Below are 24963 nucleotides of genomic sequence, written 5' to 3'. Positions count from 1 at the left end.
CCATGGATCTCGAGACCTTCCGCAAGCTGGCGGCCGACCGCCGCGTCATCCCCGTCAGCCGCAGGCTCCTCGCGGACGGCGACACCCCGGTCGGGCTCTACCGCAAGCTCGCCGCCGAACGCCCCGGCACCTTCCTCCTCGAATCCGCGGAGAACGGCCGCAGCTGGTCCCGCTACTCCTTCATCGGAGTCCGCAGCGACGCCACCCTGACGGTCAAGGACGGGCAGGCGCACTGGCTGGGCACCCCGCCCGTCGGCGTCCCCGTCGACGGCGACCCGCTCGCCGCCCTGCGCGCCACCGTCGAGACCCTCCACACCCCCCGCGACCTCGCGTCCGGGATGCCCCCGTTCACCGGCGGCATGGTCGGCTACCTCGGCTACGACATCGTCCGCCGCCTGGAGAAGATCGGGGACTCCACCCGCGACGACCTGAAGCTCCCCGAGCTGACCATGCTCCTCACCAGCGACCTCGCGGTCCTCGACCACTGGGACGGCTCGGTCCTGCTGATCGCCAACGCGATCAACCACAACGACCTGGAGACCGGCATCGACGAGGCGTACGCGCACGCCGTCGCCCGCCTCGACGCCATGGAGGCCGACCTGGCCCGCCCGGTCGCGACCGTCCCCGCCGCCCTCCCGCCCTCCGAGCTGCCCGAGTTCTCCGCCCTCTGGGGCGGCACGGCCTACCAGGACGCCGTCGAGGACATCAAGGAGCGCATCCGCGCCGGCGAGGCCTTCCAGGTCGTGCCCTCGCAGCGCTTCGAGACCCGCTGCACCGCCTCCGCGCTCGACGTGTACCGGGTCCTGCGGGCCACCAACCCGTCCCCGTACATGTACCTCTTCCGCTTCGAGAACGGCTTCGACGTCGTCGGCTCCTCGCCCGAGGCCCTCGTCAAGGTCGAGGACGGGCGGGCGATGCTCCACCCCATCGCCGGCACCCGGCACCGCGGCGCCACCCCGCAGGAGGACCACGACCTCGCCGAGGAACTGCTCGCCGACCCCAAGGAGCGCGCCGAGCACCTCATGCTCGTCGACCTCGGCCGCAACGACCTCGGCCGCGTCTGCACGCCCGGCTCGGTGGAGGTCGTCGACTTCATGTCGATCGAGCGCTACTCGCACGTCATGCACATCGTCTCCACCGTCACCGGCGAGGTCGCCGACGGCCGCACCGCCTTCGACGTCCTCACCGCCTGCTTCCCCGCCGGCACGCTCTCCGGCGCGCCCAAGCCCCGCGCCATGCAGATCATCGAGGAGCTCGAACCCTCCCGGCGCGGCCTCTACGGCGGATGTGTCGGTTATCTCGACTTCGCCGGGGACGCCGACACCGCCATCGCCATCCGCACCGCTCTGCTCCGCGACGGAACGGCGTACGTGCAGGCCGGAGCCGGTGTCGTCGCCGACTCCGACCCGGTCGCCGAGGACAACGAGTGCCGCAACAAGGCCGCGGCCGTACTCCGCGCCGTCCACACCGCCAACCGGATGAACGGCGACTGAGCACGTAGGGGATAGTGGGGTACGTGAGTGCCGTACCCGTACCCCAGCCCCGGGCCGCCCGCGCGGCCGTCCCCACCGGCGGCCGCCGCAGCCTGGCGACGGCCCTCCTCCTCGGCGCCCTCGGCGCCACCGTCGTCCTGCTCTCCGCCGGCCAGATCTGGGCCGAGGGCACCGCGTCCGTCGGCGGCGGCAGCGTCCCCGTCGAGGCCGCCGGCAGTGCCGTCACCGGCGTGCCGACCGCCCTCGCGATCGTCGGCCTCGCCGCGCTCTTCGCCGTCTTCGCCGTCCGCCGCACCGGCCGCACCCTCGTCGCCGCGCTCCTCGCGCTCAGCGGCGCGGGCGCCGCGCTCGCCGCGGTCCTCGGCGCCTCCGACAGCGCCGCGCTCGACGCCGAGGCCGCCCGGATCAGCGGCGACACCGCCGCCGCCGTCGCCGGCCTCACCCACACCATCTGGCCGTACGTGACCGCCGCGGGCGCCGCCCTCATCCTGCTCGCCGGCCTCTTCGCCCTCCGCTTCGGCAAGAACTGGCCGGCGATGGGCGGCCGCTACGAGCGCTCCGGCACCCCGCGCACCGGCCGCAAGGCCCCCACGACCGACCCGGACCGGCCCGAGGACCTGTGGAAGGCCCTGGACCGCGGCGAGGACCCCACCCAGGGCGGATGACCGGTTCCGTCCGCGACGCGTGCCGGGGTCCCGTTCGCGACGCGTGATCGTCCGGGCACCCCCGATTCATCCTCGCGCGCCCGCGTGCGGGACAATGAGCGCCGAGTGTCCGCGCACGCGAGACCTCACCATCGAGCAACTGCAACGAGGAGCAACTCATGGCGGGCAGCGCCCACGGACACACCCCGGCCGCCTGGACCGGTGTCATCATCTCCTTCATCGGCTTCTGCATCGCCGGCGTCTTCATGGTGGCCGCCAACGTGGCCGGTTTCTGGGCCGGCGTGGGCGTCATCTTCCTCGGCGGCATCATCGGCGGCGCGATGAAGGTGGCGGGCCTCGGCATGCCGAAGGAGTCGGAGGCCGTCGTCGCCGCCCGCGAGGCCGCGACCGAGACCGCGAAGGCCCGCGTCTGACGCGGCACGACGCATCCGAGGGCGCAGTCCGGCCGTGCCGGGCTGCGCCCTCGCGCGTGAGGGGCGAGAATCACCGGGTGGACGCGCAGCCGACGGCCGGAGCCGTGACCGACGATTCCCTCACCCACCCGGGTGAACCCGCCCACCCGAACGCCACACCGCCGACCGCGGACACCGCACCGGGCCCTGGCGTCCTGCCGGGCGCCGCCGCGCCGGGGGCGTACGTACGGGCCGGGCACGCGTCCTGGGCCGGGGCTTACGCACCGGCACCGCCGCAGCAGCCACCGCGGTCGCTCGTGCGGCGGCTGTCCGTGCCGGTCGGCATCCTCGCCGGGGTCGCCGCCGCGTTCGCCTACGTCGGGACCGTCGACCCCAACGAACCCGGGCACTACCCCGTCTGCCCGCTCCTCCGCTTCACCGGCGTCTACTGCCCCGGCTGCGGCGGACTCCGCAGCGCCCACGCCGTCGCCCACGGCGACCTCCCGGCCGCCCTCGGCTCCAACGCCCTCGCCGTCGTCGGCTACGGGATCTTCGCCGTCGTCATGGTCGTCTGGCTGATTCGCGCCGTCCGCGGGGTGCCCATGCGCCTCGCGGTCTCCCCGGTCTGGTGGTGGGGGATCGGGGCCGTCCTCGCCCTCTTCACCCTGGTCCGGAACCTTCCCTTCGGCGCAGCCCTGGCCCCCTGAGCGCCCGTCGGGAGTCCCAGCAGGTGGGACGCCGCTCGGGCCGATGCGAGTCCGGGGCCGTCCTGCGGATAGGATCGAAGTGGCTGAACCTGGTTCTTCATCACCGTCACCGTCCCGGAAGGGGGCCCCTCGCGTGAGTGTGCTCGACGAGATCATCGAAGGCGTACGCGCCGACCTCGCAGAGCGACAGGCGCGGGTCACCCTCGACGAGCTCAAGGAGCGCGCCGCCAAGGCGCCGCAGGCCAAGGACGGCGTCGCCGCACTGCGCGGGGACGGCGTCAAGGTGATCTGCGAGGTCAAGCGCTCCAGCCCGTCCAAGGGCGCGCTCGCCGCGATCGCCGACCCGGCCGGTCTCGCCGCGGACTACGAGGCGGGCGGCGCCGCCGTCATCTCCGTCCTCACCGAGCAGCGCCGCTTCGGCGGCTCGCTCGCCGACCTGGAGGCCGTCCGCGCCCGGGTCGACATCCCCGTGCTGCGCAAGGACTTCATCGTCACCGCGTACCAGCTCTGGGAGGCGCGGGCGTACGGAGCGGACCTCGCGCTCCTCATCGTCGCCGCCCTGGAGCAGGAGGCGCTGGTCTCCCTCATCGAGCGTGCCGAGTCCATCGGTCTCACCCCGCTGGTCGAGGTCCACGACGAGGAGGAGGTCGAGCGCGCCGTCGACGCGGGCGCCCGCATCATCGGCGTCAACGCGCGCGACCTCAAGACCCTCAAGGTCGACCGCTCCACCTTCGAGCGCGTCGCCCCCGAGATCCCCGCGCACATCGTCAAGGTCGCCGAGTCCGGCGTCCGCGGCCCGCACGACCTCATCGCCTACGCCAACGCGGGCGCCGACGCGGTCCTCGTCGGCGAGTCCCTCGTCACCGGCCGCGACCCGAAGGCCGCCGTCGCCGACCTCGTCGCCGCCGGCGCCCACCCGGCCCTCCGTCACGGCCGGAGCTGACCGAGCCGTGACCGTCCGCCGCGCCACGCCGACCGCCCTGGGCTCCGCCCCGGGCGGCCCGGTCGTGCCCGCGGACGCCTCGGGCCGTCGCGGCCGGCTCCGTACCGCCGCCGCCCCCGTCTCCAAGCACGCCCCCCTGGCCAGGGGCTGCCGTCCGCGCGGCTGCCGCGCGCCCGCCCGCCGTGTCCACGGCCGCCGGGTGCGGTACGTCATCGGCTCGGAGCCGGGCCAGGTCAACGGCATGCGATGGCGCCGGCGCCTCGCGCGCACCTTCACGTAGAGCAACGCCCAGCCCTCCAGCCCTGGCCCTTCGGCCCACCGCAGTGCGGGCAATCGTTGTGTACCCACCCGCCCACCCCCGTTGTGGGCAGTCGTTCCGCTGGGGCGGAACGGGTGGGCACAACGGACGGCGCCCATAGCGGCGCCCGAGCTCCCCGCGCCTGAACCCGCACCGGGAGCGCGCCGCGCGGTCGGTGCGGGTCCAGGCGCGGGAGCCTGGGCCCGGCTGGGGGCGCCGTCCCGTGTGCCCACCCGTCCCGCCCTGCGGGACGATTGCCCACACGGGGCAGGGTGCGGCGTTGCCGTAAACGTGACCGGTCGCGCGCATACCGTGACCATCAACCCCACGTATCCCGGGGCACACCCGCCCCGCGAGGAGCATCCGCATGTCCAGCGAGTTCTTCATCCCGGACCTGGAAGGCCAGGTCCCCAGCCCCGAGGGCTACTTCGGTGCCTACGGCGGCAAGTTCATCCCGGAGGCCCTCGTCGCCGCCGTCGACGAGGTCGCCGTCGAGTACGAGAAGGCCAAGGCCGACCCCGAGTTCGCCCGCGAGCTCAACGACCTGATGGTCAACTACACCGGCCGCCCGAGCGCCCTCACGGAGGTGCCCCGGTTCGCCGAGCACGCCGGTGGTGCCCGGATCTTCCTCAAGCGCGAGGACCTCAACCACACCGGCTCGCACAAGATCAACAACGTGCTCGGGCAGGCCCTCCTGACCAAGCGCATGGGCAAGACGCGGGTCATCGCCGAGACCGGCGCCGGCCAGCACGGCGTGGCCACGGCCACCGCCTGCGCCCTCTTCGGCCTCGACTGCACCATCTACATGGGCGAGGTCGACACCCAGCGCCAGGCCCTCAACGTGGCCCGGATGCGGATGCTCGGCGCCGAGGTCGTGGCCGTGAAGTCCGGCAGCCGCACCCTCAAGGACGCCATCAACGAGGCCTTCCGCGACTGGGTCGCCAATGTGGACCGGACGCACTACCTGTTCGGCACCGTCGCGGGCCCGCACCCCTTCCCCGCCATGGTCCGCGACTTCCACCGGGTCATCGGCGTCGAGGCCCGCCGCCAGCTCCTGGAGCGCGCCGGGCGCCTGCCCGACGCGGCCATCGCCTGCGTCGGCGGCGGCTCCAACGCCATCGGCCTCTTCCACGCCTTCGTCCCGGACGCGGGCGTGCGCCTGATCGGCTGCGAGCCGGCCGGCCACGGCGTCGAGACCGGCGAGCACGCGGCCACCCTCACCGCCGGCGAGCCCGGCATCCTCCACGGCTCCCGCTCCTACGTCCTCCAGGACGAGGAGGGGCAGATCACCGAGCCGTACTCGATCTCCGCCGGACTCGACTACCCCGGCATCGGCCCCGAGCACGCGTACCTCAAGGACAGCGGGCGCGGCGAGTACCGGGCCGTCACCGACGACGCCGCCATGCAGGCGCTGCGGCTGCTCTCCCGTACCGAGGGCATCATCCCGGCCATCGAGTCGGCGCACGCCCTCGCCGGGGCCCTGGAGGTCGGCAAGGAGCTCGGCAAGGACGCCCTGCTCCTCGTGAACCTCTCCGGGCGCGGCGACAAGGACATGGACACCGCCGCTCGCTATTTCGGCCTGTACGAAGCCGACGCCGAGGTGGCCGCGAACGCCGCCGACATCGCAGAGATCGAGGGGGACGCCAAGTGACCACCGGAAACATCCAGCTGCTCGGCGACACCCTCGCCAAGGCCAAGGCCGAGAACCGGGCCGCGCTCATCGCGTACCTGCCGGCCGGCTTCCCGACCGTCGACGGCGGCATCGCCGCGATCAAGGCCGTCTTCGACGGCGGCGCCGACGTCGTCGAGGTCGGGCTTCCGCACAGCGACCCGGTCCTCGACGGCCCGGTCATCCAGACCGCCGACGACATCGCGCTGCGCGGCGGCGTGAAGATCGCCGACGTCATGCGGACGGTCCGCGAGGCCCACGAGGCCACCGGCAAGCCGGTCCTCGTCATGACGTACTGGAACCCGATCGACCGGTACGGCATCGAGCGCTTCACCGAGGAGCTCGCCGAGGCCGGCGGCGCGGGCTGCATCCTGCCCGACCTGCCGGTCCAGGAGTCCGCGGTCTGGCGCGAGCACGCCGACAAGCACGGTCTCGCGACCGTCTTCGTCGTCGCGCCCAGCAGCAAGGACGAGCGCCTCGCCACCATCACGGCCGCCGGCTCCGGCTTCGTCTACGCCGCCTCGCTCATGGGTGTCACCGGCACCCGCGAGTCGGTCGGCGAGCAGGCCGCGGACCTGGTCCGCCGCACCCGTGCGACCTCCGAGTTCCCCGTGTGCGTCGGGCTCGGCGTCTCCAACGCCACGCAGGCGCGTGAGGTCGCCGGCTTCGCCGACGGCGTCATCGTCGGCTCCGCCTTCGTGCAGCGCATCCTCGACGCCGACGGCGACGAGGCGGCCGGGCTCATCGCCGTAAGGGAACTGGCGGCCGAACTCGCCGAGGGCGTCCGCCGCGTTTCGTAGCCCATTCGGGTGGATCTGGGACCGGGGAGGCGCGGATGTGCCTCCCCGGTTCGTTGCCAGGGGCGTGAGCGAGAACAAGCGGAACGGTCCGCACAGTGCCCGGGAGCGGCTCAAGGAGCAGCGCGAGCGCGACAAGGCCCGCGAGAAGCAGCGGCGCGTCCTGATCGTGTCGGCGGCGGTGGTCGGTGTCCTCGGCCTGGCCGCGGTCGTCGGCGTGATCGCCGCGGGCGGCGACAAGAACAGCGGATCCGACAAGGCGGGACCGGTGGTCGCGCCGACCGGAGCGACCGACGAGGACGCCAAGCCCGCCATCCCCACGGGCAAGGCGGACGCCCCCTCGACGCTCGCGGTCTGGGAGGACTTCCGCTGCCCGGCGTGCGCCCAGTTCGAGAACGTCATGCGGGACTCGATCCACGAGCTCGAGGCCTCCGGCGCGCTCAAGGTCGACTACCACCTCGCCACCCTCATCGACGGGAACATGGGCGGCAGCGGCTCGCTGCGCGCGGCGAACGCGGCCGCGTGCGCCCAGGACGCGGGGAAGTTCACCGCGTACCACGACACGCTCTACATCAACCAGCCGCCCGAGACGGACGACGCCTACGGGAAGAACGCCAAGCTGATCGAGCTGGCCGCGAAGGTGCCCGGGCTCGACACGCCGGCCTTCCGCAGCTGTGTGAACGACGGCACGCACGACAGCTGGGTGAAGAAGTCGAACGAGGCCTTCCAGAACGGCGGCTTCCGCGGCACCCCGTCCGTCCTCCTCAACGGAGAATCGATCTTCCCGACCAAGGGGAACGAGCAGATCTCCCCGGACAACCTGAAGAAGTGGGTCGCCGAGGCCAACAAGGGCAAGAAGGCGGGCACCGCCTCCCCGTCGGCGGGTTAGCCGGCAGCATATTCGGAGGATTGGTTACCCAGAAGTTGCCGGGTGGGCTGCCGTCCCGCCCGCCCGGCAGGGTAGCGTCGGTCCTGCCATGGACCTTGCCTACATTCCCAGCCCGTCGACCGGCGTGATCCACCTCGGACCGATCCCGCTGCGCGGCTATGCCTTCTGCATCATCATCGGTGTCTTCGTCGCCGTCTGGCTCGGCAACAAGCGCTGGATCGCCCGGGGCGGCACAGCCGGCACCGTGGCCGACATCGCCGTCTGGGCGGTGCCCTTCGGCCTCGTCGGCGGACGCCTCTACCACGTGATCACCGACTACCAGCTGTACTTCAGCGAGGGTGAGAACTGGGTCGACGCCTTCAAGATCTGGGAGGGCGGCCTCGGCATCTGGGGCGCCATCGCGCTCGGCGCGGTGGGCGCCTGGATCGGCTGCCGTCGGCGCGGGATCTCCCTGCCCGTGTACGCGGACGTCATCGCCCCCGGAATCGCCTTCGCCCAGGCCATCGGCCGCTGGGGCAACTGGTTCAACCAGGAGCTCTACGGCAAGCCGACCGACGTGCCGTGGGCGCTGAAGATCACCGAGGGCCCCAACCGCGAGGCCGGCCTCTACCACCCGACCTTCCTGTACGAGTCGCTGTGGAACGTCGCCGTCGGCTTCCTGGTCATCTGGGCCGACCGCCGCTTCAAGCTCGGCCACGGGCGGGCGTTCGCCCTGTACGTCGCCGCGTACTGCTCGGGCCGCGTCTGGACGGAGGCGCTGCGCGTCGACGAGGCGCACCACATCATGGGCCTCCGGCTCAACGTGTGGACCGCGATCTTCGTCGGCCTGGCGGCCGTGATCTACCTGATCGTCTCGCCCCGCTTCCGGCCGGGCCGTGAGGAGATCGTGGAGCCGAGGGCCGCGGAGAAGGCCGCCGAGAAGGCGGACGGCGCCGAGGGCGCGGAGGCCGCCGACGCCGAGGCCGCGGACGCCGTCGAGGACAAGACCGACGGGCCCGGGGACGAGGACAAGGAAACCGAAGGCAACGGCGCCGATCACGGCGCCGGGTCGGCCGCCAAGAGCTGACCGGCACGGACATCACGAGGGCCGCCGGGACCGAGAGGTTCCGGCGGCCCTTTCGCATGCGGGGGTACGGGGCAGCCGGCGCGGGCCGCGAGGGCGAGGACCCGGTGGGCGCCCTCCACCACCGCCGCGTCGACGAAGCGGCCGTCCGGGAGGGCGAGGGCGCCCCGCTCGGTCGCGGCCGCCGCGACGACCTCACGGGCCGCGTCGACCTCCGCGGGGGTGGGGAGATAGGCGCGCTCGATGACCGGGAGCTGGCGGGGGTGGATGGCCGCCCGGCCGAAGAAGCCCATGGACCGGCCCCGGGCGCAGCCGGCGGCCAGCGCGTCCAGGTCGCGGATGTCCGGATGGACGGACTGGGCCGGCGGGGGGAGGGCGGCCGCGCGGGCCGCGACCACCACCCGCCCGCGCGGCCAGTCGAGGCCGCTGTCCTCCCGTACCCCCAGGTCGGCGCGGAGATCGGCCTCGCCGAGGGCGATGCCGCGCACGGAGGGATGGGCGGCGGCGATGGCGTAGGCGTGCTCCACGGCGAGGGCGCTCTCCAGGAGCGGATAGAGCGCGAGGCCCGGGGCGAGCCGGGCGATCCGGTGGATGTCAGTGGCGTGTGTCACCTTGGGTACACGGAGACCGCAGAGGCCGGGGAGGGGGGCCAGGGTGGGGATGTCGCGCGGGGTGTGGACGCGGACGTGCACCGGGACGGGGTGGACGTCCGCGAGGAGATCGGCCGTGGCGTCGAGGGCGTACGCCTTGCGGTCAGGGGCGACCGCGTCCTCCAGATCGACGATCACGACGTCGGCGCCGGAGGACATGGCCTTGCACACGACGTCGGGGCGGTCGCCGGGGGCGTACAGCCAGGTGAGGGGCGCGAGGGGGTGTGCGGGGGCGCCCCCGGCACCCGGCTGCGGGCCCGCGCCCGTCCGTTTCCCCTCGTCGGGGCCGCTGAGGGGGCTCATACCGCTCCTTGCTCGCGGAGGGCGTCGATCTCGGCGGGGGTGAGGCCGAGTTCGGAGAGGACGGCGGTGGTGTCGGCGCCGTGCGGGCGGCCGGACCAGCGGATGGCGCCGGGGGTCTCGGAGAGGCGGAAGAGGACGTTCTGCATCTTGATCGGGCCGAGTTCGGGGTCCTGCACCTCGGTCACGGTGCGGAGCGCCTGGTACTGCGGGTCGGCGACGACGTCCCGGACGTCGTAGACGGGGGCGATGGCCGCCTCCGCCTTCTCGAAGGCCGCCATCGCCTCGTCGCGGGTGTGGCGGGCGATCCACGAGCCGACCGCCTCGTCGAGGACGTCCGCGTGCTCGGCCCGGCCCGTGCCGTCGGCGAACCACGGCTCGTCGATCAGCTCCGGGCGGCCGACGAGCCGCAGCACCCGCTCGGCGATCGACTGGGCGGAGGTGGAGACGGCGACCCAGGAGCCGTCGGCGGTCCGGTAGGTGTTGCGCGGGGCGTTGTTGCGGGAGCGGTTGCCGGTCCGGGGCTGGACGTAACCGAGCTGGTCGTACCAGAGGGGGTGGGGTCCGATGACGGAGAGCATCGGTTCGATGATCGCCATGTCGACGACCTGGCCGCGGCCGGTCGCCGTCCTCGCGGTGAGCGCGGTCATCACCGCGTACGCCGTGGCGAGGGCGGCGATCGAGTCGGCGAGGCCGAAGGGCGGCAGGGTCGGCGGGCCGTCCGGTTCGCCGGTGATCGCGGCGAAGCCGCTCATCGCCTCGGCGAGGGTGCCGAAGCCGGGGCGGTGGGCGTACGGGCCGAACTGGCCGAAGCCGGTGACCCGGGTCAGCACCAGACGCGGGTTGACGGTCGACAGCTCCTCCCAGCCCAGACCCCAGCGCTCCAGGGTGCCCGGGCGGAAGTTCTCCACGATCACGTCCGCGTCGGCGGCGAGCGCGAGCAGCGTGTCGCGGCCGCCCGGCGAGGACAGGTCGAGGGTGATCGCCCGCTTGTTCCGGCCGAGGACCTTCCACCACAGGCCGATGCCGTCCTTGGCGGGGCCGTGGCCACGGGACGGATCCGGCTTGCGGGGATGCTCGACCTTGACGACGTCGGCGCCGAAGTCGCCCAGCATCATGGCCGCGAGCGGGCCGGCGAAGAGGGTCGCGAGATCCAGGACGCGCAGCCCGTGCAGGGGCGCCGTGGACGTCTCGGTGGTCATACGGCGTTCGCCTCCAGCGAGTCGGGGGAGCGGAAGGCGGCCTCGATCTCGACGCGGTACGGCATCGAGGTCGACGCGCCCTCGCGCCGGACGGAGAGCGCGGCGGCCGTCTGCGCCCAGGCGAGCGCCTCCGGGGCGGGACGGCCCTCGCCGAGGGCGACCGCGAGGGCGCCGACGAAGGTGTCGCCCGCTCCCGTGGTGTCCACGGCCCGGACCCGGGGCGCGGGGACGGCGACCGGTTCGGCGCCGCGCACCGCGTACAGGCTGCCGGCCGCGCCCAGGGTGACGACCACCTCGGGGACGTCCCGCAGCAGGGCCTGAGCGGCTTCGCGCGGGTCGGTGAGTCCGGTGAGCGCGGCGGCCTCGTGCTCGTTGGGCACCAACAGATCGGTGGCGGCGAGCAGTTCCGGCGGGAGGGCTTGCGTGGGGGCGGGGGTGAGGACCGTGCGGACACCGAGCCGGCGGGCGGTGACGGCGCCCTCGACGACGACGGAGAGGGGGAGTTCGAGCTGGAGGAGCAGGGTGTCGGCGGTGCCGATGAGGGCCTCGTCGCCGTGGGTGAGGGAGGTGACGGTGCCGTTGGCGCCGGGGACGACGACGATCGCGTTGCCGCCCTCGTCGTCGACGACGACATGGGCGGTGCCGGAGGGGCCCTCGGAGGTACGCAGCAGATCGGTGTCCACCGCGCAGTGCTCCAGGGTGGCGCGTAGCTGTGTCCCGAAGCCGTCGGCGCCGACCGCGCCGATCATCGCCACCTCGCCGCCCGCGCGGGCGGCGGCGACGGCCTGGTTGGCGCCCTTGCCGCCGGGGACCGTACGGAAGGAGCGGCCGGTGACCGTCTCGCCGAGGGCGGGGGCCCGCGGCACGTAGACGACGAGATCCATGTTCGTGCTGCCGAGCACGACGATGCTGGTCATGGGCGTACTGCCTCCGTGTGTGTCAGTTCGGCCAGGGTGTCGAAGCCGATGCCGTCGAAGGACGGCACCGAGGTCGCCAGACGGTTCTTGAGGGGGGAGGTCCAGCGCTCGGGCAGCCGGTCCGGGTGCCCGGCGAGCAGCCCGGCGACCGAACCGGCGGTGGCGCCGTTGGAGTCGGTGTCCCAGCCGCCCGAGACCGCCGCGCAGACGGAGCGCGAGAAGTCGCCGTCGGCGTGGGTGAGGGCGGCGGCGAGCAGGGCGGCGTTGGGGACGGCATGCACCCAGTGGTACCCGCCGAGTTCGGCGTGCAGGCGGTCGACGACGGTGTCGAAGTCGGGCTCCGTGGTGGCGTACGCGATGCCCCGCCGAACGGCCTCCGCGAGGCGCGAGCGCGGCGGGACCACGCCGAGACCGGCGGCGAGGGACTGATGGACGTCCGCCGCCCCGGTCGCCGCGGCGGCGAGGACGGCGGCGACGAACATGGCGCCGTAGACGCCGTTGGCGGTGTGCGTGAGCACCGCGTCCCGGTACGCCTGCGCGGCGGCGGCCACCGGGTCGCCCGGATGGGTCCAGCCGTGGACGTCGGCCCGGATCTGGGCGCCGATCCACTCGCGGAAGGGGTTGCGGCGGACGGCGGTCAGCGGGGGTTCGACGCCGTCGAGGAGGTTGCGGTAGGCGACGCGCTCGGCCGTGAAGGTGCGGCCGGCGGGGAGCTCGTCGAGCCAGAGGCGGGCGACGTCGGCGGTGGTGAAGTCGCGGCCGTACCGCTGGAGGAGCAGCAGGTTGAGGAGGGGGTAGTTGAGGTCGTCGTCCTCGGGCATGCCGTCGATGTTCTCGGCGAGGGAGGTGGCGGCGGAACGACGGTTCCAGGGATGGGCGGCGAGCAGCTCCGGCGGGACGCCGCGGGCGGTGAACCAGGTGGCGAGGGGCCAGTTGCCGGCGGCGCGGGCGAGGGCGCGGATGGCGGGGAGGGGGAGCTTCTCGACGGGCTTGCCGAGCAGGCACCCGACGGCCCGTCCCAGCCAGGCGGCGTGCAGCCGGTCCCGGAGGGCGGCGCCCTCGCCGGACCGGACCGTTGTGGGCAGTCGTTCCGCTGGGGCGGAACGGGTGGGCACAACGGACCCGCGCCCTGCCGGCGCCAGAGGCTCCCGCGCCTGGACCCGCACTGCCGGTGCGCCGCTGCTGGGGTGCGGGTCCAGGCCCGGGAGCCTGGGCCCGGCTGGGGGCGCCGTCCCGTGTGCCCACCCGTCCCGCCCTGCGGGACGATTGCCCACACGGGGGTGGACGGGGGCGCCGCCCAGCGCGGGCGCGGGCCCCCAACGGGCGGGGGCGCCGCCCGCCTTGATGCGGGCCCGCGCGGGGGCGGGCGGGGGTTCGGGGGCGGAGCGCCCGGTCTCGCCAGAGTTTGGGGGAGGGGCGGTGTGGGGGGCCGTCAAAGCCTGGATCGAGGGGAGGTCGGTGGGCTCGTGGGCCGACAGGGGGGACGGGAGGGACGTCAGGGTGTCCAGGAGTTCTTCCGCCAGGGGGCGGAGGTCCGGGCGGGGGACCGGGGACGCGCCGGCCGTCTCCGGGGACGGCGGGCCGCCCGCTGCCGTCCAGCGGGCCGCCAAGGCCCTCGCGTCGCGGCCGTCCTCCGACGCCTGGCGGAGTTCGTGGCCCACCAGGTCCTCCGGTTGGACCCAGGTCACGCGGAGGGTCATCGGCCCGCGCTCGTCAGGGTCGCGAAGGCCGATTCGTGGGACCGGCGGGCGGCGGTGTCCGCCGCGAAGATCTCGCGGGCCACCGCGGCCAGCGTTCTCGCCGGGGCGTGGAGGTCCAGGCGGCTCGCCTCCGCCACCTGCTTGGCCCATTCCGGGGGGACCGCCGACTCGCCGTGCAGCGCGCCCACGATCGCGCCCGCCATCGTGGCGATCGAGTCGCAGTCGCGGCCGTAGTTGACCGCGCCCAGGACCGTACGGCGGAAGTCGCCCTCGCCGACCAGGAGCATGCCGAGGGCGATCGGGAGTTCCTCGATCGCGTGCAGGCGGGAGGGGCGGCGGGCGCCCAGGGAGGGGGCGCGGTAGTCGGGGCCGACCGTGTCGAAGGGGGCCACCGCCCTGCGGAGGGGGACGAGGGCGGACTCGAAGTCCCGTTGTCCGGACGCCACTTCGGTGACCGCCTCGATCGCCGCGCGCGTCCCGTCCTTCGCCAGGGACAGGGCCTCCTCCACCACCGACGTCGGCGTCGCGCCCGGCGCGCAGGCCGCCGCGACCGCCGCCGCGAAGACACCCGCCGCCTCCCGGCCGTACGAGGACTGGTGCGCGCCCGTCAGGTCGATCGCCTCGGCGTACGCGGCCGCCGGGTGGGCGGCGTTGACCAGGCCGACCGGCGCCATGTACATCGCCGCACCGCAGTTGACGACGTTGCCGTTGCCGGCCTCGCGGGGGTCGGCGTGACCGTAGTGGAGGCGGGTGACGATCCACTTCTCGGCCAGGAAGATCCGCTGGAGGGGGAGTGCCTCCGACTCCAGCTCCGGGATCCAGACGATACGGCCCATGAGCTCGGGGACGAGGTGGTCCGCGACCGCGTACGCGTCGAGGTGGCCGCGGACCTTCTCGTACACCCGGATCAGCGCATGGGTCATCAAGGTGTCGTCGGTGACGTGCCCGTCGCCCTTGTGGTACGGCGCGATGGGCCGGGCGGTGCGCCAGTCGCCGCCGTTCCAGGGGCCGACGATCCCGGTGACGCGGCCGCCGTGGCGCTCCAGGATCTGCTCGGGGGTGTAGCCCTCCACGGGGCCGCCGAGCGCGTCGCCGACGGCGGCCCCGAGGAGGCTGCCGGTGATCCGGTCATCCAGTGTGGGTGTCATGTCGGAATTGTCCACCTGGGGTGGCCGGTTCCGTGGCTCCGAGCAGCCCGGCGAGTTCCACCAGGTCCGTACCCGCGAGCCGGGGCAGCGCGCAGCCCGCGAGCGTCCTGCACGCCTCGCGCCAGCTCGCCGGGACCGAACGGCCGCCGCCCAGCGCGCCGGTGAGCGCGCCCGCGAGCGCCGGGGCCGAGTCGGCGACCCGGGAGAGGCAGGCGGCGGACGGTACCGCCGCCGTCATCTCGCCCCGGGCGGCGGTGGCGAGGGCCAGGGCGACCGGGAGGGTCTCGGCGGCGGCGATGCCGTAGCTGTAGACGTGGTCCACGATCTGGTGCTCCAGGAGCGGGACCAGTTCGAAGGCCGAATCGGCGGCCTGGGCCAGCTTCACGGCGTGCCGGGCGTTGCGGCCGATCTCGGTGACGGGCGGGAGTTCGGCGAGCGCCGCCTCGACGGCCTCGTCGACCGTCGCCCCGCCGAGGGCCGCGGCGACGGCCGCCGCCGTCGCACGGGCGCCGTGCACGCCGTCGCCGTCCTGGGTGTACCGGGCGTCGAACTCGGCGAGTTCGGCGGCCGCGCGGGGGTCGCCGGGGTGGACGACGGCGAGGACCGCGGCACGGACGCAGGCCGCGTCGTCGAAGAAGTGCGGGTTGTCGTGGCCCGTCGCGGGCGGACGCAGGCCGGTGGCGAGGTTGCCGAGGCCCGCGCGGACCGAGATCCGGGCGCGGAGCGGCAGTACGGCCGACTCGACCTCGGGGGCGCGGTCGGCGGCGGCGGCGACCTGGCCGGCGAGGGCGTTCCAGGCGAGGTCGACGGCGGCGCGGAGACGGCGGTCCGGGGGGAGGTTGGCGAACACCGGGCCGTCGGCGGTGAGGATCGCCTCGGCGGTGAAGACCGCCCACTCGGCGTCGTCGGAGGGGCCGAGACGGAGGGGCTCCGGGGGCTGGTTGAGGGCGATGGGGACGGGGAGGGTGGTCGTCGCGTTCTGCTCGGCGAAGGTGTCGAGTTCGCGGGTGAGGCGGCGGGTCCATTCGGGCATGCGGGCGGCGCGGTGCCGGGCGGCGGGCCAGCCTGCGGCGTCGCCTGCGGCGAGCCCGAGGAGGAGGCCCTCGACGGCGTCGCGCCCGGCCCTGCGAGGGGCGTCGGGCTGCGGGACCTCTTGGGCGCCGCCGCCCCAGGAGCCGGTGGCCCGCACCGGGACGGGGCCCTGCGGGGCCAGGCCCAGCTCGTCCGTGCCCGGCACCGGCGGCATCTGGTCCCGCGGGTCACCGAGCAGGGGGCCGGAACCCGGCATCGGGGGCTGTGCCCACCCTCCCCCAAGCTCTCGGCTTCGCTCGAGCAGGGGGGACCCCCCTCGCCCTGCGGAACGATTGCCCACAGCGGTGGTGGCGGCAATGGTGTCCGTCCCGAGGGCCTCGCCCACGGCGGGGGCGGCAGCGCCCGCAGCGCCCGCGAGGCCCGCGGCGTCCGTGAGGCCCGCGGCGCCCCCGGCGGTGTCGGTCGCGGTCGTCGTCACGTCCGCGCTCATGCCGCCTCCTCCGGGGTCAGGAGGTCTGCCACGTCCAGGACGTGGTAGCCGCGCATCGACGGGAGGCAGCTGCCCGTCACCGGGGCGATGGCCTTGGCCCAGTCGGGCGGGATCGCGTCCACGCCGCCCGCCGCGCCCGCCAGGGCGCCCGCCACCGCTGCCGTCGTGTCGGCGTCGCGGCCCATGTTGACGGCCGTCAGGACCGCCGTGCGGAAGTCGCCGCGGGCCGCCGCGAAGGCGCCGAACGCCAGGCCCACCGCCTCCGGGGCCAGGTCCGTCCAGGGATAGCCGCCGATGACGACCGCCGAGCGGACCTGGCGTTCGCGGGTGAGCGGGTCCGGCTGGACGCGCTGGGCCGCGACGACCGCACGGCGCAGCGAGCGCGCCGTCCAGGAGTCCATGGGGACGACCGACAGGGCCGCTGCGATCACCGAGGTGACCGTCGCTCCCGTCATCGCCGCCGCCACGCCCGCCGCCACCGCCTGGCCCCCGTAGATGCCCTCCCCGTCGTGGCTGACGCTGCCGTCGATCGCGACGAGGCGCGCCGCCTCCGCCGGGCGTCCGGCGGCGAAGACCCCGAAGGGTGCCGCGCGCATCGCGAGGCCGTCGCTCCACGCGTGGCGGTGCTGGGCCGAGATGGGGGCCGCCAGGCCCCGGCGGAGGTTCTCCAGGGTGCCGCGCTCCGAGAAGCCCGCGCCGCGGAAGGGGCCTTCGTCGAGGTCGGCGATCCAGTGGTGCCAGGCCCGTTCGACGTGGTGGACGGTGAGGGCCGAGCCGTGCCGGGCGAGGAGCAGCCCCGAGAAGATCGCGTACTCCGTGTCGTCCGTGCCCGCCGGACTGTCCGTCACGAAGCCCTCGATGCGGCCCCAGCGGCGGCGGATCTCGGAGGGCTTCATGTTCTCGGCGGGGGCGCCGAGCGCGTCGCCGACGGCGAGGCCGAGGAGCGCCCCTCTCGCCCGTTCACGCGTGTCGCAGGCCGTGCTGTTCACCATCTCGCGCCCCTTCCTCGGTGGGGGCGCCGACGGCGGCGCCCCGATGCCTGGATCTGTGCCACCACGGGCCGCGAACTCGCCGAAGAAACGTCTCTGTCACCCGGCTGACACCTCGCCAGGTTGGGTTGCCCTCACTGAGGCGGGCCTTAGTAAGTACGGCCTACCTTGCTGGCGCGCCCCTTACATCGGGCGTATTTTCGACGTGTTGGGGGCGGCGGGTGCATCCCGGCCCGCCGGAACGAGGGGAGAACCATGTCCATCATCGAAGCCCAGGCGCCACTGCACGAGGCCCACCGCGACAACCACACGCACCGCGACGTGAACGGCGGTTGGCTGCGCCCGGCGGTGTTCGGCGCGATGGACGGACTCGTCTCCAACCTCGCCCTGATGACCGGTGTCGCCGGTGGCGCGGTCTCCTCGGGGACCGTCGTCATCACCGGCCTCGCGGGTCTCGCGGCCGGCGCGTTCTCCATGGCGGCCGGCGAGTACACCTCCGTCGCCTCGCAGCGCGAGCTCGTCCAGGCGGAACTGGACGTCGAGCGCCGTCAGTTGCGCAAGCACCCGATCGACGAGATGGAGGAGCTCGCCGCGCTCTACGTCTCCCGCGGTGTCGAGCCCGCGCTCGCCCGCGAGGTCGCGATGCAGCTGTCGAAGGACCCCGAGCAGGCCCTGGAGATCCACGCCCGCGAGGAGCTCGGCATCGACCCGGACGACCTGCCGTCGCCGCTGGTCGCCGCCGTCTCCTCCTTCGGCTCCTTCGCGCTCGGCGCGCTCCTCCCCGTCCTGCCGTACCTGCTCGGGGCGACCGCGCTCTGGCCCGCCGTGCTGCTCGCGCTCCTCGGGCTCTTCGCCTGCGGCGCCCTGGTGGCCCGGGTGACCGCCCGCGGCTGGCTCTTCAGCGGCATGCGCCAGCTCGTCCTGGGCGGTGCCGCCGCGGCCGTCACGTACGGGCTCGGCATGCTCTTCGGGGCCGCGTTGTAGCCCGGCGGAACCGGTACGGATTTCGTACTTCGGCGGTACGGATTCCGTACCGCCGCACAAGACCGAGAGGCCCTCAAAAGGGGCCTCTCAGTCATTTCGGGGTCCCTTTTCTGGACATAGGCCACGGAGCGGCTGTGACGTATATCCCTGGTCCATTCCACCGTGGCGATGAGACACTATGCAGGACGTCACATATGTAGCCGGTTACCCGGCGGTTTCGAACCCGTGACCAACGGGAAAGAGGCCTGAGCGTCATCGGGCAATGAAGCCCACTCTCAGTGGCGGGTCACCGGAGACCCGAAGATCCTCCGGGCCCTCGATCCGTCCCCGCGGGACAGCCTCTGTCGCCGCACCCCACAGGTGAACCCACACCACCGCTCCGTATCGGTGATGTCCGCATGCTGGAATGAGCTATCCACTTCGCGAGAAGCCAGCCATCATGTAACCTGCACGAAATTTCGCGGAGGGCCAACGTCGTCCCTCGGCAGTTGCATATGCCACGACGACGACGGGAGAGCCGATGCGTTCCGACGCCTGGTCGCCCATGGACGGTCGCCCCGCTCCGCAGGGGATGTACGACCCCCGTAACGAACACGACGCCTGCGGTGTCGGGTTCGTGGCCACCCTCACCGGTGTAGCCAGCCACGCGCTGGTCGAGCAGGCGCTGACCGTACTGCGCAACCTCGAACACCGCGGCGCCACCGGCTCCGAGCCCGACTCCGGCGACGGCGCCGGCATCCTGCTCCAGGTCCCGGACGCCTTCCTCCGTGAGGTCGCCGGATTCGCGCTCCCCGAGGCCGGCGCCTACGCCGTCGGCATCGCCTTCCTCCCCGAGGACGGCACCGACGAGACCGCCGCGAAGATCGAGACGATCGCCGCCGAAGAGGGCCTCACCGTCCTCGGCTGGCGCGAGGTCCCCGTCGCCCCCGAGCTGCTCGGCGCCTCCGCCCGCGCCACCATGCCGGTCTTCCGCCAGCTCTTCGTCGCCGACGGCGAGCACACGGGCATCGCGCTCGACCGCAAGGCCTTCGTGCTGCGCAAGCGCGCCGAGCGCGAGGCCGCGACGTACTTCCCGTCGCTCTCCGCCCGCACCATCGTCTACAAGGGCATGCTGACCACCGGCCAGCTGGAGCCCTTCTTCCCGGACCTGTCGGACCGCCGCTGCGCCACCGCCGTGGCCCTGGTCCACTCCCGGTTCTCCACCAACACCTTCCCGAGCTGGCCGCTGGCCCACCCGTACCGCTTCGTCGCCCACAACGGTGAGATCAACACCGTCAAGGGCAACCGGAACTGGATGACCGCCCGCGAGGCGCAGCTCGACTCCACCGTCTTCGGCGAGGGCTCCCTGGAGCGGATCTTCCCGATCTGCACCCCGGACGCCTCCGACTCGGCCTCCTTCGACGAGGTCCTGGAGCTCCTCCACCTCGGCGGCCGCTCCCTGCCGCACGCGGTCCTGATGATGGTCCCGGAGGCGTGGGAGAACCACGAGACCATGGACCCGGCCCGCCGCGCCTTCTACCAGTACCACTCCACGATGATGGAGCCCTGGGACGGCCCGGCCTGCGTCACCTTCACCGACGGCGTCCAGGTCGGCGCGGTCCTCGACCGCAACGGTCTGCGCCCCGGCCGCTACTGGGTCACCGACGAGGGCCTCGTCGTCCTCTCCTCCGAGGTCGGCGTCCTCGACATCGACCCCGCCAAGGTCGTCCGCAAGGGCCGCCTCCAGCCCGGCAAGATGTTCCTCGTCGACACCGCCGAGCACCGCATCGTCGAGGACGACGAGATCAAGGCCGCCCTCGCCGCCGAGCACCCCTACGAGGAGTGGCTGGAGACCGGCGAGATCGAGCTCTCCGACCTCCCCGAGCGCGAGCACATCGTGCACACCCACGCCTCGGTCACCCGCCGCCAGCAGACCTTCGGCTACACCGAGGAAGAGCTCCGCGTCATCCTCGCGCCGATGGCCCGCACCGGCGGCGAGCCCCTCGGCTCCATGGGCACGGACTCGCCGATCGCGGCCCTTTCCGCCCGCCCGCGGCTGCTCTTCGACTACTTCACGCAGCTCTTCGCGCAGGTCACGAACCCGCCGCTCGACGCCATCCGCGAAGAGCTGGTGACCTCGCTGCGCTCCTCGCTCGGTCCCCAGGGCAACCTGCTCGAGCCGACCGCCGTGTCGTGTCGCAGCGTCACCCTGCCCTTCCCGGTGATCGACAACGACGAGCTGGCCAAGCTCATCCACATCAACGCCGACGGCGACATGCCCGGCATGAAGGCCGCGACCCTCTCCGGCCTCTACCGGGTCTCCGGCGGCGGCGAGGCCCTCGCCGCCCGCATCGAGGCCATCTGCGCCGAGGCCGACACCGCCATCGAGGGCGGCGCCCGCCTGATCGTGCTCTCCGACCGGCACTCCGACGCCGAGCACGCGCCGATCCCCTCGCTGCTGCTCACCGCGGCCGTCCACCACCACCTCATCCGCACCAAGCAGCGCACCAAGGTGGGCCTGCTGGTCGAGGCCGGCGACGTCCGCGAGGTCCACCACGTCGCCCTGCTCATCGGCTACGGCGCCGCGGCGGTCAACCCGTACCTGGCGATGGAGTCCGTCGAGGACCTGGTCCGCGCCGGCACCTTCATCGAGGGCCTGGAGCCCGAGCAGGCCATCCGGAACCTGATCTACGCGCTCGGCAAGGGCGTCCTCAAGGTCATGTCCAAGATGGGCATCTCCACCGTCGCCTCCTACCGCGGCGCCCAGGTCTTCGAGGCCGTCGGCCTCGAAGAGAGCTTCGTCGCCACGTACTTCAACGGCACGGCCACCAAGATCGGCGGCGCCGGCCTCGACGTCGTCGCCAAGGAGGTCGCCGCCCGCCACGCCAAGGCGTACCCCGTCTCCGGCGTCCCCTCGGCGCACCGGGCCCTGGAGATCGGCGGCGAGTACCAGTGGCGCCGCGAGGGCGAGCCGCACCTGTTCGACCCGGAGACCGTCTTCCGCCTGCAGCACGCCACGCGCACCAAGCGGTACGACATCTTCAAGAAGTACACGGACCGGGTGAACGAGCAGTCCGAGCGCCTCATGACGCTCCGCGGACTCTTCGGCTTCGCCACCGAGGGCCGCACCCCGATCTCCATCGACGAGGTCGAGCCGGTCTCCGAGATCGTCAAGCGCTTCTCCACCGGCGCCATGTCGTACGGCTCCATCTCCCGCGAGGCGCACGAGACGCTCGCGATCGCCATGAACCAGCTGGGCGCCAAGTCCAACACCGGTGAGGGCGGCGAGGACCCGGAGCGCCTGTACGACCCGGCGCGCCGCTCCGCGATCAAGCAGGTCGCCTCCGGCCGCTTCGGCGTCACCAGCGAGTACCTGGTCAACGCGGACGACATCCAGATCAAGATGGCCCAGGGCGCCAAGCCCGGCGAGGGCGGCCAGCTGCCCGGCCACAAGGTCTACCCGTGGGTCGCCAAGACGCGTCACTCGACGCCGGGCGTCGGCCTCATCTCGCCGCCGCCGCACCACGACATCTACTCCATCGAGGACCTGGCCCAGCTGATCCACGACCTCAAGAACGCCAACCCGGTCGCCCGCATCCACGTGAAGCTGGTCTCCGAGGTCGGCGTCGGCACGGTCGCCGCCGGTGTCTCCAAGGCCCACGCGGACGTCGTCCTCATCTCCGGCCACGACGGCGGTACGGGCGCCTCCCCGCTGACCTCCCTGAAGCACGCGGGCGGCCCCTGGGAGCTCGGCCTCGCCGAGACCCAGCAGACGCTGCTGCTCAACGGCCTGCGCGACCGGATCGTCGTCCAGACCGACGGCCAGCTGAAGACCGGCCGCGACGTGGTCATCGCCGCGCTGCTCGGCGCCGAGGAGTTCGGTTTCGCGACCGCGCCGCTCGTCGTCTCCGGCTGCGTCATGATGCGCGTCTGCCACCTGGACACCTGCCCGGTCGGCATCGCCACCCAGAACCCGGTCCTGCGCGACCGCTTCTCCGGCAAGCCCGAGTTCGTCGTCAACTTCTTCGAGTTCATCGCCGAGGAGGTCCGCGAGCTCCTCGCCGAGCTGGGCTTCCGCACCCTCGAAGAGGCCGTCGGCCACGCCGAGCTGCTCGACACCAGCCGCGCGGTCACGCACTGGAAGGCGCAGGGCCTCGACCTGGCCCCGCTCTTCTACGTGCCGGAGCTGCCCGAGGGCGCGGCCCGCCACGCCCTGGTCGAGCAGGACCACGGCCTGGAGAAGGCCCTCGACAACGAGCTGATCGAGCTCGCCGCCGAGGCCCTGAACGCCGCCTCCGCCGAGGAGGCCCAGCCGGTCCGCGCCCAGGTCCCGATCCGGAACATCAACCGGACCGTCGGCACCATGCTCGGCCACCAGGTGACGAAGAAGTTCGGCGGCGCCGGCCTCCCGGCCGACACCATCGACATCACCTTCACCGGTTCCGCGGGCCAGTCCTTCGGCGCCTTCCTGCCGGCCGGTGTCACCCTCCGCCTGGAGGGCGACGCCAACGACTACGTCGGCAAGGGCCTCTCCGGCGGCCGCGTCATCGTCCGCCCGGACCGGGGCGCCGACCACCTGGCCGAGTACTCGACCATCGCGGGCAACACGATCGGCTACGGCGCCACCGGCGGCGAGCTGTTCCTCCGCGGCCGCACCGGCGAGCGCTTCTGCGTCCGCAACTCCGGCGCCCTGGTCGTCTCGGAGGGCGTGGGCGACCACGGCTGCGAGTACATGACCGGTGGCACGGCGGTCGTCCTCGGCGAGACCGGCCGCAACTTCGCGGCCGGCATGTCGGGCGGTGTCGCCTACGTGATCGACCTCGACCGGGACAACGTCAACTCCGGGAACCTGGAGGCGATCGAGGCCCTGTCGGACACCGACAGGACCTGGCTGCACGACGTCGTGCGCCGCCACTTCGAGGAGACCGGCTCCACGGTCGCCGAGAAGCTCCTCGCCGACTGGGACGCCGCGGCGGCCCGGTTCAGCAAGATCATCCCCACCACGTACAAGGCAGTGCTCGCCGCCAAGGACGCCGCTGAGCTCGCCGGTCTCTCCGAGACCGAGACCACCGAGAAGATGATGGAGGCTGCGTCCCATGGCTGACCCCAAGGGCTTCCTGACCACCGGGCGTGAAGTCGCCCAGACCCGACCGGTGGGCGAGCGCGTCAGGGACTGGAACGAGGTCTACGTCCCCGGATCCCTGCTCCCGATCATCAGCAAGCAGGCCGGCCGCTGCATGGACTGCGGCATCCCGTTCTGCCACAACGGCTGTCCCCTCGGGAACCTGATCCCCGAGTGGAACGACTACGCCTACCGCGAGGACTGGTCGGCGGCGCAGGAGCGCCTGCACGCCACCAACAACTTCCCGGAGTTCACCGGCCGCCTGTGCCCGGCTCCGTGTGAGTCGGCGTGCGTGCTCGGCATCAACCAGCCGGCCGTCACCATCAAGAACGTCGAAGTCTCCATCATCGACAAGGCCTGGGACGCCAACGACGTCAAGCCGCAGGCGCCCGACCGCCTCTCCGGCAAGACCGTCGCCGTCATCGGCTCGGGACCGGCCGGTCTGGCCGCCGCCCAGCAGCTGACCCGGGCCGGCCACACCGTCGCCGTCTACGAGCGCGCGGACCGCATCGGAGGCCTCCTCCGCTACGGCATCCCCGAGTTCAAGATGGAGAAGCGGCACATCAACCGCCGCATCGAGCAGATGCGCGCGGAGGGCACCAAGTTCCGCACCGGCGTCGAGATCGGCCGCGACATGCCGGCGACGGCGCTGCGCAACCGGTACGACGCGGTCGTCATCGCCGCCGGCGCCACCACCGCCCGCGACCTGCCCGTCCCGGGCCGGGAGCTGAACGGCATCCACCAGGCGATGGAGTACCTGCCGCTCGCCAACAAGGTCGTCGAGGGCGACTTCGTGGCCCCGCCGATCACCGCCGAGGGCAAGCACGTCGTCGTCATCGGCGGCGGCGACACCGGCGCGGACTGCGTCGGCACGGCACACCGCCAGGGCGCGGCCTCGGTCACGCAGCTGGAGATCATGCCGAAGCCGGGCGACGAGCGGAACGCCGGCCAGCCCTGGCCGACCTTCCCCATGCTCTACAAGGTCACCTCGGCGCACGAGGAGGGCGGCGAGCGGGTCTACTCCGTCTCCACCACCCACTTCGAGGGCGACGAGGACGGCAACGTCCAGTTCCTCCACCTCGTCGAGGTCGAGTTCGTCGACGGCAAGCTGACCCAGAAGCCGGGCACGGAGCGCAAGATCCCCGCCCAGCTGGTCACGCTCGCGATGGGCTTCACCGGCACGGACGTGGAGAACGGCCTGGTCGCCCAGTTCGGCCTGGAGCTCGACGAGCGGGGCAACATCGCCCGCGACGCGGACTTCGCCACCAACGTCGACGGCGTGTTCGTCGCCGGTGACGCCGGCCGCGGCCAGTCCCTCATCGTCTGGGCCATCGCCGAGGGCCGCTCCGCCGCCCGCGGCGTGGACCGCTACCTGACCGGAGCCAGCTCCCTGCCGGCCCCGATCCGCCCGACGGACCGTGCCCTGACGGTCTGACCGGCCCCCGAGAACGTCCCGTACAACGACGTACGGAACTGAGCGCAGCGCCCCCCGAATGTCCCCGACCGGACGACTGGGTGGGCGCTGCGGCGCGTG

20 protein-coding genes are annotated in these 24963 nt (G+C 73.3%); 13 read left to right on the top strand and 7 right to left on the bottom strand.

All coding sequences use genetic code 11. The features are described 5' to 3' along the window. Positions 1–2 precede the first annotated feature (2 nt). The 10 genes from SVTN_RS09910 (at position 3) to lgt (ending at position 8919) form a co-directional block, all read left to right on the top strand. Positions 3–1493 (top strand): anthranilate synthase component I, encoded by a 1491-nt coding sequence (locus tag SVTN_RS09910; protein WP_041128744.1) that lies wholly within the window; start codon positions 3–5, stop codon positions 1491–1493. Positions 1494–1507: 14 nt separating this feature from the next. Next, positions 1508–2158: a TIGR02234 family membrane protein gene (locus tag SVTN_RS09905; RefSeq protein ID WP_041128743.1), complete on the top strand. Its 651-nt coding sequence runs from the start codon at positions 1508–1510 to the stop codon at positions 2156–2158. A 158-nt stretch (positions 2159–2316) separates the two neighbouring features. Then, the gene (locus SVTN_RS09900) at positions 2317–2571 is read left to right on the top strand and encodes an HGxxPAAW family protein (RefSeq protein ID WP_041128742.1); all 255 of its coding nucleotides are present in this window, start codon (positions 2317–2319) and stop codon (positions 2569–2571) included. Between the two features lie 104 nt (positions 2572–2675). Beyond that, positions 2676–3257, top strand: coding sequence for a DUF2752 domain-containing protein (locus SVTN_RS09895; protein ID WP_041133747.1), 582 nt, complete (start codon positions 2676–2678; stop codon positions 3255–3257). A 133-nt stretch (positions 3258–3390) separates the two neighbouring features. Next, positions 3391–4200: an indole-3-glycerol phosphate synthase TrpC gene (trpC, locus tag SVTN_RS09890; RefSeq protein WP_041128741.1), complete on the top strand. Its 810-nt coding sequence runs from the start codon at positions 3391–3393 to the stop codon at positions 4198–4200. Between the two features lie 7 nt (positions 4201–4207). Next, entirely contained in the window at positions 4208–4480 is a 273-nt protein-coding gene (gene trpM, locus SVTN_RS09885; RefSeq protein WP_099055179.1) for a tryptophan biosynthesis modulator TrpM, read from the top strand. 385 nt (positions 4481–4865) lie between these two features. Beyond that, complete coding sequence (trpB, locus tag SVTN_RS09880; protein WP_041128740.1) at positions 4866–6149, top strand: tryptophan synthase subunit beta; 1284 nt, start codon at positions 4866–4868, stop codon at positions 6147–6149. Then, positions 6146–6967 (top strand): tryptophan synthase subunit alpha, encoded by an 822-nt coding sequence (gene trpA / locus SVTN_RS09875; RefSeq protein ID WP_041128739.1) that lies wholly within the window; start codon positions 6146–6148, stop codon positions 6965–6967. The genes trpB and trpA overlap by 4 nt, the downstream gene beginning before the upstream one ends. A gap of 64 nt (positions 6968–7031) precedes the next feature. Further along, the gene (locus tag SVTN_RS09870; protein ID WP_041128738.1) at positions 7032–7853 is read left to right on the top strand and encodes a DsbA family protein; all 822 of its coding nucleotides are present in this window, start codon (positions 7032–7034) and stop codon (positions 7851–7853) included. A gap of 88 nt (positions 7854–7941) precedes the next feature. Continuing rightward, positions 7942–8919 carry a prolipoprotein diacylglyceryl transferase gene (gene lgt, locus SVTN_RS09865; RefSeq protein ID WP_078908274.1) on the top strand — a complete coding sequence of 326 codons (978 nt, stop codon included), beginning with the start codon at positions 7942–7944 and terminating at the stop codon, positions 8917–8919. On the opposite strand, the gene SVTN_RS09860 is transcribed toward lgt, so the two are convergent. The 7 genes from SVTN_RS09860 to SVTN_RS09830 are packed head-to-tail and all read right to left on the bottom strand — an operon-like array spanning position 8889 to position 17347. Then, a complete protein-coding gene (locus tag SVTN_RS09860) occupies positions 8889–9869 on the bottom strand; it encodes an HpcH/HpaI aldolase/citrate lyase family protein (protein WP_281192308.1) in 981 nt (326 codons plus the stop codon). The genes lgt and SVTN_RS09860 overlap by 31 nt on opposite strands. Beyond that, complete coding sequence (locus SVTN_RS09855; protein WP_041128736.1) at positions 9866–11068, bottom strand: CaiB/BaiF CoA transferase family protein; 1203 nt, start codon at positions 11066–11068, stop codon at positions 9866–9868. Before SVTN_RS09855 ends, SVTN_RS09860 begins: the two co-directional genes overlap by 4 nt. Continuing rightward, positions 11065–11985, bottom strand: a complete 921-nt coding sequence (rbsK, locus tag SVTN_RS09850; protein WP_041128735.1) for a ribokinase — start codon at positions 11983–11985, stop codon at positions 11065–11067. Before rbsK ends, SVTN_RS09855 begins: the two co-directional genes overlap by 4 nt. After that, the gene (locus SVTN_RS09845; protein WP_099055178.1) at positions 11982–13685 is read right to left on the bottom strand and encodes an ADP-ribosylglycohydrolase family protein; all 1704 of its coding nucleotides are present in this window, start codon (positions 13683–13685) and stop codon (positions 11982–11984) included. The genes rbsK and SVTN_RS09845 overlap by 4 nt, the downstream gene beginning before the upstream one ends. Next, the gene (locus tag SVTN_RS09840) at positions 13682–14833 is read right to left on the bottom strand and encodes an ADP-ribosylglycohydrolase family protein (RefSeq protein ID WP_041128734.1); all 1152 of its coding nucleotides are present in this window, start codon (positions 14831–14833) and stop codon (positions 13682–13684) included. The genes SVTN_RS09845 and SVTN_RS09840 overlap by 4 nt, the downstream gene beginning before the upstream one ends. Beyond that, positions 14814–16355 carry an ADP-ribosylglycohydrolase family protein gene (locus SVTN_RS09835; RefSeq protein WP_245727483.1) on the bottom strand — a complete coding sequence of 514 codons (1542 nt, stop codon included), beginning with the start codon at positions 16353–16355 and terminating at the stop codon, positions 14814–14816. The genes SVTN_RS09840 and SVTN_RS09835 overlap by 20 nt, the downstream gene beginning before the upstream one ends. Beyond that, entirely contained in the window at positions 16352–17347 is a 996-nt protein-coding gene (locus tag SVTN_RS09830; RefSeq protein ID WP_078908273.1) for an ADP-ribosylglycohydrolase family protein, read from the bottom strand. The genes SVTN_RS09835 and SVTN_RS09830 overlap by 4 nt, the downstream gene beginning before the upstream one ends. Before the next feature lie 252 nt (positions 17348–17599). Between SVTN_RS09830 and SVTN_RS09825 the strand changes: the two genes are divergently transcribed. The 3 genes from SVTN_RS09825 (at position 17600) to SVTN_RS09815 (ending at position 24864) form a co-directional block, all read left to right on the top strand. After that, on the top strand, positions 17600–18328 hold the full coding sequence (locus SVTN_RS09825) for a VIT1/CCC1 transporter family protein (protein WP_041128732.1): 729 nt from the start codon (positions 17600–17602) through the stop codon (positions 18326–18328). A 520-nt stretch (positions 18329–18848) separates the two neighbouring features. After that, positions 18849–23411: a glutamate synthase large subunit gene (gene gltB, locus SVTN_RS09820; protein WP_041128731.1), complete on the top strand. Its 4563-nt coding sequence runs from the start codon at positions 18849–18851 to the stop codon at positions 23409–23411. Further along, positions 23404–24864: a glutamate synthase subunit beta gene (locus SVTN_RS09815; protein WP_041128730.1), complete on the top strand. Its 1461-nt coding sequence runs from the start codon at positions 23404–23406 to the stop codon at positions 24862–24864. The genes gltB and SVTN_RS09815 overlap by 8 nt, the downstream gene beginning before the upstream one ends. Positions 24865–24963 lie beyond the last annotated feature (99 nt).

Source organism: Streptomyces vietnamensis (assembly GCF_000830005.1).
Classification (GTDB): domain Bacteria; phylum Actinomycetota; class Actinomycetes; order Streptomycetales; family Streptomycetaceae; genus Streptomyces; species Streptomyces vietnamensis.
This window is presented reverse-complemented; position numbering and strand designations above follow the sequence as displayed.

Excerpts from the sequence above, each read along its gene's own strand:
- SVTN_RS09910 (WP_041128744.1), top strand. The coding sequence starts at position 3 with ATGGATCTCGAGACCTTCCGCAAGCTGGCGGCCGACCGCCGCGTCATC.
- SVTN_RS09900 (WP_041128742.1), top strand. The coding sequence starts at position 2,317 with ATGGCGGGCAGCGCCCACGGACACACCCCGGCCGCCTGGACCGGTGTC.
- trpB (WP_041128740.1), top strand. The coding sequence starts at position 4,866 with ATGTCCAGCGAGTTCTTCATCCCGGACCTGGAAGGCCAGGTCCCCAGC.
- lgt (WP_078908274.1), top strand. The coding sequence starts at position 7,942 with ATGGACCTTGCCTACATTCCCAGCCCGTCGACCGGCGTGATCCACCTC.
- SVTN_RS09860 (WP_281192308.1), bottom strand. The coding sequence starts at position 9,869 with ATGAGCCCCCTCAGCGGCCCCGACGAGGGGAAACGGACGGGCGCGGGC.
- SVTN_RS09855 (WP_041128736.1), bottom strand. The coding sequence starts at position 11,068 with ATGACCACCGAGACGTCCACGGCGCCCCTGCACGGGCTGCGCGTCCTG.
- rbsK (WP_041128735.1), bottom strand. The coding sequence starts at position 11,985 with ATGACCAGCATCGTCGTGCTCGGCAGCACGAACATGGATCTCGTCGTC.
- SVTN_RS09845 (WP_099055178.1), bottom strand. The coding sequence starts at position 13,685 with ATGACCCTCCGCGTGACCTGGGTCCAACCGGAGGACCTGGTGGGCCAC.
- SVTN_RS09840 (WP_041128734.1), bottom strand. The coding sequence starts at position 14,833 with ATGACACCCACACTGGATGACCGGATCACCGGCAGCCTCCTCGGGGCC.
- SVTN_RS09835 (WP_245727483.1), bottom strand. The coding sequence starts at position 16,355 with ATGAGCGCGGACGTGACGACGACCGCGACCGACACCGCCGGGGGCGCC.
- SVTN_RS09830 (WP_078908273.1), bottom strand. The coding sequence starts at position 17,347 with ATGGTGAACAGCACGGCCTGCGACACGCGTGAACGGGCGAGAGGGGCG.
- SVTN_RS09825 (WP_041128732.1), top strand. The coding sequence starts at position 17,600 with ATGTCCATCATCGAAGCCCAGGCGCCACTGCACGAGGCCCACCGCGAC.
- gltB (WP_041128731.1), top strand. The coding sequence starts at position 18,849 with ATGCGTTCCGACGCCTGGTCGCCCATGGACGGTCGCCCCGCTCCGCAG.
- SVTN_RS09815 (WP_041128730.1), top strand. The coding sequence starts at position 23,404 with ATGGCTGACCCCAAGGGCTTCCTGACCACCGGGCGTGAAGTCGCCCAG.